Origin of the sequence: Escherichia sp. WS568, from assembly GCF_046486085.1 — a bacterium.
GTDB classification, from domain to species: Bacteria; Pseudomonadota; Gammaproteobacteria; order Enterobacterales; family Enterobacteriaceae; genus Escherichia; species Escherichia coli.
In genome coordinates, this window is sequence record NZ_JBJQMC010000025.1 from 1 (window position 1) to 13,159 (window position 13,159).

The 13,159-nt window shown below is 49.2% G+C and carries 12 protein-coding genes; 5 read left to right on the forward strand and 7 right to left on the reverse strand.

The features are described from left to right. Positions 1-229, forward strand: a 229-nt coding sequence (locus ACJHWR_RS21295) for an IS3 family transposase (RefSeq protein WP_074404635.1), incomplete at its 5' end; no start/stop codon positions are given. A 277-nt stretch (positions 230-506) separates the two neighbouring features. Here ACJHWR_RS21295 and glyS read toward each other — a convergent pair. The 3 genes from glyS to ACJHWR_RS21310 form a co-directional block, all read right to left on the reverse strand. Further along, positions 507-2,576: a glycine--tRNA ligase subunit beta gene (gene glyS / locus ACJHWR_RS21300; RefSeq protein ID WP_001291797.1), complete on the reverse strand. Its 2,070-nt coding sequence runs from the start codon at positions 2,574-2,576 to the stop codon at positions 507-509. Between the two features lie 9 nt (positions 2,577-2,585). Continuing rightward, on the reverse strand, positions 2,586-3,497 hold the full coding sequence (gene glyQ / locus ACJHWR_RS21305; protein ID WP_001168544.1) for a glycine--tRNA ligase subunit alpha: 912 nt from the start codon (positions 3,495-3,497) through the stop codon (positions 2,586-2,588). Positions 3,498-3,591: 94 nt separating this feature from the next. Beyond that, positions 3,592-3,900: a YsaB family lipoprotein gene (locus ACJHWR_RS21310; protein WP_000980158.1), complete on the reverse strand. Its 309-nt coding sequence runs from the start codon at positions 3,898-3,900 to the stop codon at positions 3,592-3,594. Positions 3,901-4,074: 174 nt separating this feature from the next. Here ACJHWR_RS21310 and wecH point away from each other — a divergent pair, with 174 nt between their 5' ends. Further along, on the forward strand, positions 4,075-5,070 hold the full coding sequence (wecH, locus tag ACJHWR_RS21315) for an O-acetyltransferase WecH (protein WP_001182667.1): 996 nt from the start codon (positions 4,075-4,077) through the stop codon (positions 5,068-5,070). Positions 5,071-5,111: 41 nt separating this feature from the next. On the opposite strand, the gene yiaA is transcribed toward wecH, so the two are convergent. The 4 genes from yiaA to xylA form a co-directional block, all read right to left on the reverse strand. Continuing rightward, positions 5,112-5,549: an inner membrane protein YiaA gene (gene yiaA / locus ACJHWR_RS21320; RefSeq protein WP_001329946.1), complete on the reverse strand. Its 438-nt coding sequence runs from the start codon at positions 5,547-5,549 to the stop codon at positions 5,112-5,114. Positions 5,550-5,594: 45 nt separating this feature from the next. After that, on the reverse strand, positions 5,595-5,936 hold the full coding sequence (gene yiaB / locus ACJHWR_RS21325) for an inner membrane protein YiaB (RefSeq protein WP_012311650.1): 342 nt from the start codon (positions 5,934-5,936) through the stop codon (positions 5,595-5,597). 168 nt (positions 5,937-6,104) lie between these two features. Continuing rightward, positions 6,105-7,559, reverse strand: a complete 1,455-nt coding sequence (xylB, locus tag ACJHWR_RS21330; protein WP_000275337.1) for a xylulokinase — start codon at positions 7,557-7,559, stop codon at positions 6,105-6,107. 71 nt (positions 7,560-7,630) lie between these two features. Then, complete coding sequence (gene xylA / locus ACJHWR_RS21335) at positions 7,631-8,953, reverse strand: xylose isomerase (protein ID WP_001149592.1); 1,323 nt, start codon at positions 8,951-8,953, stop codon at positions 7,631-7,633. 365 nt (positions 8,954-9,318) lie between these two features. Between xylA and xylF the strand changes: the two genes are divergently transcribed. From xylF to xylH, 3 genes are all read left to right on the forward strand, one after another. Continuing rightward, positions 9,319-10,311, forward strand: a complete 993-nt coding sequence (gene xylF, locus ACJHWR_RS21340) for a D-xylose ABC transporter substrate-binding protein (RefSeq protein WP_001296518.1) — start codon at positions 9,319-9,321, stop codon at positions 10,309-10,311. A 77-nt stretch (positions 10,312-10,388) separates the two neighbouring features. Further along, the gene (gene xylG / locus ACJHWR_RS21345; protein ID WP_001146515.1) at positions 10,389-11,930 is read left to right on the forward strand and encodes a D-xylose ABC transporter ATP-binding protein; all 1,542 of its coding nucleotides are present in this window, start codon (positions 10,389-10,391) and stop codon (positions 11,928-11,930) included. After that, the gene (gene xylH / locus ACJHWR_RS21350; RefSeq protein ID WP_000045978.1) at positions 11,908-13,089 is read left to right on the forward strand and encodes a xylose ABC transporter permease XylH; all 1,182 of its coding nucleotides are present in this window, start codon (positions 11,908-11,910) and stop codon (positions 13,087-13,089) included. Before xylG ends, xylH begins: the two co-directional genes overlap by 23 nt. The last annotated feature ends 70 nt before the right edge of the window (positions 13,090-13,159 follow it).

Below are 13,159 nucleotides of genomic sequence, written 5' to 3' on the forward strand. Positions count from 1 at the left end.
ACAAAGCATGTCCAGAAAAGGCAATTGTCTGGATAATGCTGTGGTGGAGTGTTTCTTTGGAACCTTAAAGTCGGAGTGTTTTTATCTTGATGAGTTCAGTAATATAAGCGAGCTGAAGGATGCTGTTACGGAATATATTGAATACTACAACAGCAGAAGAATTAGCCTGAAATTAAAAGGTCTGACTCCAATTGAATATCGGAATCAGACCTATATGCCTCGTGTTTAACTGTCCAACTTTCTGGGGTCAGTACACACTTTGATTTATAGTCAGGTGGGGCTTTTCTCTGTCTGCCTTTCGGTGAATACCTGAGACAAACAGTCTCAAGCACCCGCAGCTATTCTAGCTTAATAAGTTCGTTTCTTCTCCTTGATATAATCCTAAAAAAATCTCATAAAATTAATATATGAGACAATCTTTATTCAGCAGAAGATTATTAAAGGTTGCTCTATTATTTAGCGATAAAAAAGCCTGCCAGATGGCAGGCTTTTTAATAACGACGTTATTACTGCAACAGCGAAATATCCGCAACTCGCAGGAATAATTCGCGCAGTTTCTCCAGCATGGTAAGACGGTTGATTCGCAATTCTTTGTCATCAACCATGACCATCACTTTATCGAAGAAGGCATCAACCGGTTCACGCAGCTCAGCCAGTTCGACCAGCGCATCCTGGTAACGACCTTCAGCAAAGTACGGCTCTAGCTTGTCACGTAGCACCACAACCTGCATCGCCAGTTTAATTTCTTCCGGCTCTTTCAGAGTAGAGGCATTCACGCGGTCGCTCAGCACTTCGTCAGATTTCGCCAGAATGTTAGATACACGCTTGTTCGCCGCCGCCAGTGCTGCAGCTGCATCCAGGGTACGGAAGTGCGATACCGCTTTCATTCGGGCATCGAAATCAGCCGGACGAGTCGGACGACGCGCCAGTACCGCCTGGATGGTGTCAACGGTGTAACCTTCGTCCTGATACCAGGCGCGGAAGCGACCGAGCATAAAGTCGATAACATCATCAACCACGTTGGCATTAGTCAGCTTATCGCCATACAGACGCACTGCTTCTTCGGTCAGGGTTTGCAGGTCAAGATTGAGGTTCTTCTCAACGATAATACGCAGCACGCCAAGTGCGGCACGACGCAACGCAAACGGGTCTTTGTCGCCTTTCGGATGCTGGCCGATACCGAAGATACCCGCCAGAGTATCCATCTTGTCAGCAATCGCCAGCGCACAGGCTACCGGGTTAGACGGCAGGTCATCACCGGCAAAGCGCGGCTGATACTGCTCGTTCAGCGCCACGGCAACATCTTCCGCTTCGCCATCGTGACGCGCGTAGTGCATCCCCATAACGCCCTGGGTGTCGGTGAACTCGAAGACCATGTTGGTCATCAGGTCGCACTTGGACAGCAGGCCCGCACGGGTTGCGTGGTTAACGTCAGCGCCAATCTGTTCAGCAATCCAGCCAGCCAGCGCCTGGATGCGGTCAGTTTTGTCGCGCAGTGTACCCAGCTGTTGCTGGAACAACACGGTTTGCAGGCGCGGCAGGTTATCTTCCAGACGTTTTTTACGGTCGGTGTTGAAGAAGAACTCGGCATCCGCCAGACGTGGACGAACGACTTTCTCGTTACCAGAGATAATTTGCTGCGGATCTTTCGATTCGATATTGGCAACGAAGATAAAGTTCGGCAGCAGTTTGCCGTCGTTCGCATACACCGGGAAGTATTTCTGGTCACCTTTCATGGTGTAAACCAGCGCTTCAGACGGCACCGCGAGGAATTTCTCTTCGAATTTTGCGGTCAGCACAACCGGCCATTCCACCAGCGAAGCGACTTCTTCCAACAGGCTTTCGCTTAAGTCAGCGTTACCGCCAATCTTACGCGCCGCTTCTTCGGCATCGGCTTTAATCTTCGCCTTACGTTCTTCGTAATCGGCGATGACTTTCCCGCGCTCACGCAGAATTTCCGGATACTGATCGGCATTGTCGATAGTGAATTCCGACTCGCCCATAAAGCGGTGACCGCGAATCACGCGATCGGACTGAATACCCAGAATGGTAGCCGGAATAACTTTGTCGCCCAGCAGCAGGGTCACGGTGTGAACCGGACGCACGAAGTGCACGTCGCTTGCGCCCCAACGCATCAGTTTCGGGATCGGCAGTTTCGCCAGCGAAGTCGCAACCATATTCGGCAGCAGTGCTTCGGTGCTTTCGCCCTTCACATGGGCGCGATACAGCAGCCATTCGCCTTTATCGGTAGTCAGACGCTCAGCCTGGTCAACGGTAATACCGCAACCACGCGCCCAACCTTCTGCCGCTTTGCTCGGTTTGCCTTCAGCGTCGAACGCCTGGGCAATTGCCGGGCCGCGTTTTTCGATTTCACGATCCGGTTGCGCTTCCGCCAGGTTAGCCACTTTCAGCGCCAGACGACGCGGAGCAGCAAACCATTGAACGGTGCCGTGTGCGAGGCCAGCGTTATCCAGCTCCGCAGTAAAGTTCGCAGCAAAGGACTCAGCCAGGCTGCGCAGTGCTTTTGGTGGCAGCTCTTCAGTGCCGATTTCCACCAGAAAAGTTTTCTCAGACATAGCCGCCTCTTACTTATCTTTGTTGCACATCGGGAAGCCGAGGGCTTCACGGGAAGCGTAGTATGCTTCTGCCACTGCTTTGGTCAGGGTGCGAATGCGCAGAATATAGCGCTGACGCTCGGTGACGGAGATGGCTTTACGCGCATCCAGCAGGTTGAAGCTGTGGGCGGCTTTCAGAATACGCTCGTAGGCTGGCAGCGGCAGCGGATTTTCCAGCGCCAGCAGCTGCTGCGCTTCTTTCTCGTACTGCTCAAAGCAGGTGAACAGGAAATCCACATCCGCGTATTCGAAGTTGTAAGTGGACTGCTCCACTTCGTTCTGATGGAACACGTCGCCGTAGGTGGTTTTACCCAGCGGGCCGTCGCTCCAGACCAGGTCGTAAACGCTGTCTACGCCCTGAATGTACATTGCCAGACGTTCCAGACCGTAGGTGATCTCGCCGGTAACCGGTTTACACTCCAGACCACCAACCTGCTGGAAGTAAGTGAACTGCGTCACTTCCATGCCGTTCAGCCACACTTCCCAGCCCAGCCCCCAGGCACCCAGCGTCGGGTTTTCCCAGTTATCTTCCACGAAACGGATGTCGTGGATGGTCGGGTCCATGCCCAGCTCTTTCAGAGAACCAAGGTACAGCTCCTGAATATTGTCCGGCGATGGCTTAATGACCACCTGGAACTGATAGTAGTGCTGTAAACGGTTGGGGTTTTCGCCGTAGCGACCATCGGTCGGGCGACGAGAAGGCTGAACATAAGCAGCCGCCATCGGTTCTGGCCCCAGCGCGCGCAGACAGGTCATTGGGTGAGAGGTTCCCGCGCCGACTTCCATGTCCAATGGTTGAACAATGGTGCAGCCCTGGCGAGCCCAGTAATCCTGTAAGGTCAGGATCAAGCCCTGGAAGGTCCTGGTATCAAACTTTTGCATATTATTTCGTGCTGGATACGTGTGGATTTAAAGGAAGGGATCAGTATACCCGCTGGATGGAAGATATACAGTACGAAACGGGAAAAAGCAGGGCTTAACGCATGGAAAGATGCAAAAAATGGCCATCTGCGTCAAAAGAACAGACAAACTGCTCTTTACGGAAGGTATAACCGCGCATTTCGTAGCTCCCCTGGAACTGTTCAAATGCGGTGACGTCGATTTTTTGCGCACCTGTATTATAGCGTTTTGCCGCCTGATCTTTGCATAGCCCTTCCATATTCAACGAACGCAGAGGATCAACCTTTACCCGTTGTGCTTTCTGCACGGGTGGCGGTGTAGAACAACCCACTAGCGCCATAAGCACCATAAGCGCCATTGCCGGAAAGAAAGAGTTCATCATCATTAAATTACCGTCTGGTTTGCAGGTGAGTCTTATTATTTATATCGGTATAGTGGCTGATATCTTACGAATTTCCTTAAGCCTCTATAAGCTGTAGTGATAAAACTCAGATTATTCCAGTGCGCCAACCGAATGATTTATCGGTCAGACTTTTTTTAACCAGATACAGAGACACAGATGCAGCCCAAAATTTACTGGATTGATAACCTGCGAGGGATAGCGTGTTTAATGGTGGTGATGATTCACACCACTACCTGGTATGTGACCAATGCTCATAGTGTTAGCCCCGTCACATGGGATATCGCCAATGTTCTGAATTCTGCCTCTCGTGTCAGCGTGCCGCTATTTTTCATGATTTCCGGCTATCTCTTTTTTGGCGAACGCAGCGCCCAGCCGCGCCATTTCTTGCGCATCGGCTTATGCCTGCTGTTTTATAGCACTGTTGCGCTGCTCTACATTGCGCTGTTTACCTCCATCAATATGGAGTTAGCGCTGAAAAACCTGCTGCAAAAGCCAGTGTTTTACCACTTGTGGTTTTTCTTCGCGATTGCGGTGATTTATCTGGTTTCACCGCTGATTCAGGTGAAGAACGTCGGCGGAAAAATGTTGCTGGTGCTAATGGTGGTGATTGGCATTATCGCTAACCCAAACACAGTGCCGCAGAAAATTGACGGTTTTGAATGGCTGCCAATTAACTTATATATCAATGGCGATACTTTTTACTACATCCTGTATGGCATGTTGGGCCGCGCTATAGGGATGATGGACACACAGCATAAAGCACTGTCGTGGGTGTGCGCCGCACTGTTTGCGACGGGGGTATTTATTATCTCTCGCGGGACATTATATGAATTGCAGTGGCGCGGAAATTTTGCCGATACCTGGTATCTTTACTGTGGGCCGATGGTTTTTATCTGCGCAATCACGCTATTGACTCTGGTTAAAAACACGCTGGATACACACACTGTTCCCGGGCTTGGGCTGATATCACGCCATTCTTTAGGTATATACGGGTTCCATGCATTGATTATCCATGCGCTGCGTACCCGGGGGATTGAGCTTAAAAACTGGCCAATACTCGATATTATTTGGATCTTTTGCGCGACGTTGGCAGCGAGTTTGTTACTTTCTATGCTGGTACAACGAATCGACAGAAACAGACTAGTGAGTTAAATAAAAGCCCGGTCACATTGGACTGACCGGGCTTATGTGAATTATTCGCTGTATTCTTCCTGGGTAACCTGTGTTTCTTTTGGTGGGTTTATTCCGGCATCACGAATATTCTTCTGCACCGCTACTGCACCAAACAAGCTTAAGAAGAAAGCCAGCCCATAAAAGCCTTTTTCGCTGAGTAATAACGTTGCATTCCACAGACCTACCAGCAATAACGCAACAGAGATAATAAAGACCGTCAGGCAAGTCATATAATAAATGGAGGTGGTCGGTATGCCTTCATACTTGTCCCGAACGGTCTTTTGATAAGACGCCGCAGAAAACAGTCCTAATACCAGTACGGCAAAATAATATCCTTTTTCATTTAACTGCATCTCTGCATTCCATAGTCCTAACAGATAGGTAACGATACCACCAACGAGAGCTATCCATGACACAATACTAAATGCCGGTGAATAGGTTGATATTTTGTTGTCCATCACAGTATTCCTTTCATTCCTGAATGTGTAAGAGGTTTATGTTGCTCATGCCGAGCGAAACAAACGCATTTGACCAAACAAGCAGACAAAAAAGGCGATGGGATAGATCACCATTTCATAAGCATTGATAGGTGCGTTTAAAACACCGATAAACAAGAGACCGATAGTGATTAACGCCAGCAACTGGCAGACGCGGATAAAAAAATCATCCAGTTGCCCGAGTTTTTCTGCGCGAAGATATGCATAATTGCCAAAAGTTGCTGTCATTAACACGCCAAGAAAATAGCCTTTTCCACTTAACAATGGGCATGAGATCCATAGCCCAACCAGATAAACCAGCGCCCCGACAACAAATAATAGTTTTGCCACAGTCTTTGAGGTTTTCATAACGATCTCCATATCTACCAGCGATACATTACGAGTAACCAACGAAAGACAAAACTGAAAAATGCCATTAACAAATGATTTTCAGAATAAATTCATACTAAATATTAATTAATTACTGAGATATATAGATGTGAATTATCCCCCACCCGGTCAGGCAGGGGATAACGTTTACGCCATTAATGGCAGAAGTTGCTGATAGAGGCGACGGAACGTTTCTCGTCGTGGCTGATAAGCGGCATAACGCTGCGCATCTGGTAGATGCGACTGTTCTAACGGTAGTTGTGGCAACAATTCAATGAGCGATTTCTCTGGATTCGTCGCAATCTGCGCCAGCCTTGCTGCACCCAGTGCTGGCCCCACATCTCCCCCTGTGCGGTAATCGAGCTGCTGACCGCTGATATCCGCCAGCATCTGACGCCAGTACTCACTACGAGCCCCGCCACCAATCAGCGTAACACTTTGCGGTTTAATGCCGCAGGCATGTACGACATCCATGCCATCTGCCAGCGCATAACCCACGCCTTCCAGCACTGCTCGCGCCAGTTCATTAGCACCATGTTGATGGGTCAAACCAAAGAAAACCCCCTTCGCCTGGGGATTGTTGTGTGGCGTACGTTCACCGGAAAGATAAGGCAGAAACCAGACAGGCTCGGTACTTTCATCAGCCTGTTGAGCAGCCGCGATTAAAGCTGGAACATTGCTCAGACCGGTTAATTTTGCGGCCCAATCCAGGCAAGAAGCCGCACTCAGCATCACAGACATTAAATGCCAACGCTGCGGGAGCGCATGGCAAAAGCTGTGTACGGCGCTTTCTGGCTTGCTTAAGAATCCTTCGCTGACAGCAAAATAGACCCCCGACGTCCCCAGCGATAACATTGCCTGATTAGCATCAACCATTCCCACACCAACCGCACCAGCTGCATTATCGCCACCGCCTGCGACAACTGGCACCGTCGCCATACCCCACGCTTTCGCAACTTCAGGTAGCAAAGCACCAGTAATTTCGCTGCCTTCGTATAATGCGGGCATCTGGTCACGAGATAAGTGGCAAGCCTGCAGCATGAGATCGCTCCAGTCACGCTTTGCGACATCCAGCCACATAGTGCCAGCTGCGTCAGACATATCGCTGGCAAACTCCCCCGTCATACGCAGACGCAAGTAATCTTTCGGTAATAATACTTTATCGATTTGACGGAATATCTCCGGCTCATGCCGATGAACCCATAGCAATTTAGGCGCAGTAAATCCGGGCATCATCAGGTTACCGGTAATCACCCGTGATTGCGGAACTCGCGCTTCCAGCAAAGTGCACTCTTGCGCACAGCGCCCGTCGTTCCACAAAATGGCAGGGCGTAATACCCGTTGCTGGGCATCCAGTAAGGTTGCACCGTGCATCTGTCCGGCAATACCTAATGCTTTAACGTCTTGCAGAGAATGCTGAACGCCCAGAGCTTTCATTGCGCGATCAGTTGCCTGCCACCACTGTTCCGGGTCTTGTTCCGACCAGAGTGGATGCGGGCGCGAAACGGTCAGCTTTTCCGTTTGCGCAGCAACCACCTCACCCTGCTCATTGAGCAAAATAACTTTTACGCCCGAGGTGCCAAGATCTATCCCGATATACATATCGATCGTTCCTTAAAAAAATGCCCGGTATCGCTACTGATAACCGGGCCAACGGACTGCACAGTTAGCCGTTATTTGTCGAACAGATAATGATTTACCAGATTTTCCAGTTGCTCCTGGCGACCACTCTGATGCACCGGAGACAAATTATGTTCCTGAGCATATTTGGCTAAATCTGCCAGTGACATTTGGCCTTTCAGGATTTGCTGGCCTAATTCGCTATTCCAGCCGGAATAACGCTGCGCGATGCGTTTATCCAGCTCGCCATCTTCAATCATGCGCGCTGCAATTTTCAGCGCCAACGCCATCGTATCCATCGCGCCGATATGACCGTAAAACAGATCATATTTATCAGTACTTTGACGACGTACTTTGGCATCGAAGTTCAGACCACCGGTGGTGAAACCGCCTGCTTTGAGAATTTCATACATCACCAGCGCATTCTCTTCCACACTGTTCGGGAACTGGTCGGTGTCCCAGCCCAGTTGCGCATCGCCACGGTTGGCGTCGACAGAACCGAACAGGCCAAGCGCAATGGCGGTGGCTATTTCATGATGGAAAGAGTGACCTGCCAGCGTCGCGTGGTTAGCTTCAATATTCAGTTTAATCTCTTTTTCCAGACCAAACTGTTTCAGGAAGCCATAGACCGTCGCAGCATCGTAATCATATTGATGTTTGGTCGGTTCTTGCGGTTTCGGTTCGATAAGCAACGTGCCCTGGAAACCGATTTTATGTTTATGCTCAACCACCATCTGCATAAAGCGGCCCAGCTGTTCACGCTCCTGGCGCAAGTCGGTATTTAACAGCGTTTCGTAACCTTCACGACCACCCCACAGGACATAGTTTTCACCGCCCAATTTATGGGTTGCTTCCATCGCTGTAACAACTTGCGTTGCCGCCCAACTGAAGACTTCAGGATCTGGGTTCGTCGCCGCACCCGCGCCATAGCGAGGGTTTGTAAAGCAGTTAGCAGTTCCCCACAGCAGCTTCACGCCGCTCTCTTCTTGCTTGCCTGCCAGGACATCAACCATTTGCGCAAAATTATTGATGTACTCTTTTAACGACGCGCCCTCAGGGGAAACATCTACATCGTGGAAGCAATAAAATGGCACATGTAACTTGTGGAAAAACTCAAATGCGACATCTGCTTTACGCTTCGCCAACGCCAGTGCCTCACCAGGCTGCTGCCACGGACGATTAAACGCCCCCACACCAAACATATCCGCCCCGTTCCAGCAGAAGGTGTGCCAGTAGCAGGCGGCAAAACGCAAATGCTCTTCCATACGCTTGCCCAACACCAGTTCGTCGGGATTGTAGTGACGGAATGCTAACGGGTTTGAGGATTTTGAGCCTTCATAACGAACGCGATCGAGCTGGTCAAAATAGGCTTGCATATTGAACTCCATAATCAGGTAATGCCGCGGGTGATGGATGATGTCGTAATATTGGGCACTCCCTTTCAGTTGCTCAATTATGTTATTTCACACTGCTATTGAGATAATTCACAAGTGTGCGCTCGCTCGCAAAATAAAATGGAATGATGAAACTGGGTAATTCCTCGAAGAGAAAAATGCAATAAGTACAATTGCGCAACAAAAGTAAGATCTCTGTCATAAATCAAGAAATAAACCAAAAATCGTAATCGAAAGATAAAAATCTGTAATTGTTTTCCCCTGTTTAGTTGCTAAAAATTGGTTACGTTTATCGCGGTGATTGTTACTTATTAAAGCTGTCCTCTAACTACAGAAGGCCCTACACCATGAAAATAAAGAACATTCTACTCACCCTTTGCACCTCACTTCTGCTTACCAACGTTGCGGCTCACGCCAAAGAAGTCAAAATAGGTATGGCGATTGATGATCTCCGTCTTGAACGCTGGCAAAAAGATCGAGATATTTTTGTGAAAAAGGCAGAATCTCTCGGCGCGAAAGTATTTGTACAGTCTGCAAATGGCAATGAAGAAACACAAATGTCGCAGATTGAAAACATGATTAACCGGGGCGTCGATGTTCTTGTTATTATTCCGTATAACGGTCAGGTATTAAGTAACGTTGTAAAAGAAGCCAAACAAGAAGGTATTAAAGTATTAGCTTACGACCGTATGATTAACGATGCGGATATCGATTTTTATATTTCTTTCGATAACGAAAAAGTCGGCGAACTGCAGGCAAAAGCCCTGGTCGATATTGTTCCGCAAGGTAATTACTTCCTGATGGGCGGCTCGCCGGTAGATAACAACGCCAAGCTGTTCCGCGCCGGGCAAATGAAAGTATTAAAACCTTATGTTGATTCCGGAAAAATTAAAGTCGTTGGTGACCAATGGGTTGATGGCTGGTTACCGGAAAACGCATTGAAAATTATGGAAAACGCGCTAACCGCCAATAATAACAAAATTGATGCTGTAGTTGCCTCAAACGATGCCACCGCAGGAGGAGCAATTCAGGCATTAAGCGCGCAAGGTTTATCAGGGAAAGTAGCAATTTCCGGCCAGGATGCGGATCTTGCAGGTATTAAACGTATTGCTGCCGGTACGCAAACTATGACGGTGTATAAACCTATTACATTGTTGGCAAATACTGCCGCAGAAATTGCCGTTGAGTTGGGCAATGGTCAGGAGCCAAAAGCGGATACCACACTGAATAATGGCCTGAAAGATGTTCCCTCCCGCCTGCTGACACCGATCGATGTGAATAAAAACAACATCAAAGATACGGTAGTTAAAGACGGATTCCACAAAGAGAGCGAGCTGTAAGCGTTACGCCCCGGCGCGGAGCGGGGGCGTGATTTCTCTCCATGCCGCGTGAATTAATTGGCTTAGGTGGAGTCGTTATGCCTTATCTACTTGAAATGAAAAATATTACCAAAACCTTCGGCAGTGTGAAGGCGATTGATAACGTCAGCTTGCGGTTGAATGCTGGCGAAATCGTCTCACTCTGTGGGGAAAATGGGTCAGGTAAATCAACGCTGATGAAAGTGCTGTGTGGTATTTATCCCCATGGTTCCTACGAAGGCGAAATTATTTTTGCGGGAGAAGAGATTCAGGCGAGTCACATCCGCGATACCGAACGCAAAGGTATCGCCATTATTCACCAGGAATTGGCGCTGGTGAAAGAACTGACCGTGCTGGAAAATATCTTCCTGGGTAACGAAATAACCCATAATGGCATTATGGATTATGACCTGATGACGCTACGCTGTCAGAAGCTGCTCGCACAGGTCAGTTTATCCATTTCACCTGATACCCGCGTTGGCGATTTAGGACTTGGGCAACAACAACTGGTTGAAATTGCCAAGGCACTTAATAAACAGGTGCGTTTGTTAATTCTCGATGAGCCGACAGCCTCATTAACTGAGCAGGAAACGTCGGTTTTACTGGATATTATTCGCGATCTACAACAGCACGGTATCGCCTGTATTTATATTTCGCACAAACTCAACGAAGTCAAAGCGATTTCCGATACGATTTTCGTTATTCGCGACGGTCAGCACATTGGCACGCGTGATGCTGCTGGAATGAGTGAAGACGATATTATCACCATGATGGTCGGGCGAGAGTTAACCGCGCTTTACCCTAATGAACCACATACCACCGGAGATGAAATATTACGTATTGAACATCTGACGGCATGGCATCCGGTTAATCGTCATATTAAACGAGTTAATGATGTCTCGTTTTCCCTGAAACGTGGCGAAATACTGGGTATCGCCGGACTCGTTGGTGCCGGACGTACCGAGACTATTCAGTGCCTGTTTGGTGTGTGGCCCGGACAATGGGAAGGGAAAATTTATATTGACGGCAAACAGGTAGATATTCGTAACTGTCAGCAAGCCATCGCCCAGGGGATTGCGATGGTACCCGAAGACAGAAAGCGCGACGGCATCGTTCCGGTAATGGCGGTTGGTAAAAATATTACCCTCGCCGCACTCAATAAATTTACCGGCGGTATTAGCCAGCTTGATGACGCGGCAGAGCAAAAATGTATTCTGGAATCAATCCAGCAACTCAAAGTTAAAACGTCGTCCTCCGACCTTGCTATTGGACGTTTGAGCGGCGGCAATCAACAAAAAGCGATCCTCGCTCGCTGTCTGTTACTTAACCCGCGCATTCTCATTCTTGATGAACCCACCAGGGGTATCGATATTGGCGCGAAATACGAGATCTACAAATTAATTAACCAACTCGTCCAGCAGGGTATTGCCGTTATTGTCATCTCTTCCGAATTACCTGAAGTGCTCGGCCTTAGCGATCGTGTACTGGTGATGCATGAAGGGAAACTAAAAGCCAACCTGATAAATCATAACCTGACTCAGGAGCAGGTGATGGAAGCCGCATTGAGGAGCGAACATCATGTCGAAAAGCAATCCGTCTGAAGTGAAATTAGCCGTACCGACATCCGGTGGCTTTTCCGGGCTGAAATCACTGAATTTGCAGGTCTTCGTGATGATTGCAGCTATCATCGCAATCATGCTGTTCTTTACCTGGACCACCGATGGTGCCTACTTAAGCGCCCGTAACGTCTCCAACCTGTTACGCCAAACCGCGATTACCGGCATCCTCGCGGTAGGAATGGTGTTCGTCATAATTTCTGCTGAAATCGACCTTTCCGTCGGCTCAATGATGGGGCTGTTAGGTGGCGTCGCGGCGATTTGTGACGTCTGGCTAGGCTGGCCTTTGCCACTTACCATCATTGTGACTTTGGTTCTGGGACTGCTTCTCGGTGCCTGGAACGGATGGTGGGTCGCGTACCGCAAAGTCCCTTCATTTATTGTCACCCTCGCGGGCATGTTGGCATTTCGCGGCATACTCATTGGCATCACCAACGGCACGACTGTTTCCCCCACCAGCGCCGCGATGTCACAAATCGGGCAAAGCTATCTACCCGCCAGCACCGGCTTCATCATTGGCGCGCTTGGCTTAATGGCTTTTGTTGGCTGGCAATGGCGCGGAAGAATGCGCCGTCAGGCTTTGGGTTTGCAGTCTCCGGCTTCTACCGCAGTAGTCGGTCGCCAGGCTTTAACCGCTATCATCGTATTAGGCGCAATCTGGCTGTTGAATGATTACCGTGGCGTTCCCACTCCTGTTCTGCTGCTGACGTTGCTGTTACTCGGCGGAATGTTTATGGCAACGCGGACGGCATTTGGACGACGCATTTATGCCATCGGCGGCAATCTGGAAGCAGCACGGCTCTCCGGGATTAACGTTGAACGCACCAAACTTGCCGTGTTCGCTATTAACGGATTAATGGTAGCCATCGCCGGATTAATCCTCAGTTCTCGACTTGGCGCTGGTTCACCTTCTGCGGGAAATATCGCCGAACTGGACGCAATTGCCGCATGTGTGATTGGCGGCACCAGTCTGGCAGGCGGCGTCGGGAGCGTGGCCGGAGCGGTAATGGGGGCATTCATCATGGCTTCACTGGATAACGGCATGAGTATGATGGATGTACCGACCTTCTGGCAGTATATCGTTAAAGGTGCGATTCTGTTGCTGGCAGTATGGATGGACTCCGCAACCAAACGCCGTTCTTGATTTTGATAAAAATTTTCTCAAAGCCGGTAACGTATTACCGGTTTTGAGTTTTTGCATGATTCAGCAGGAA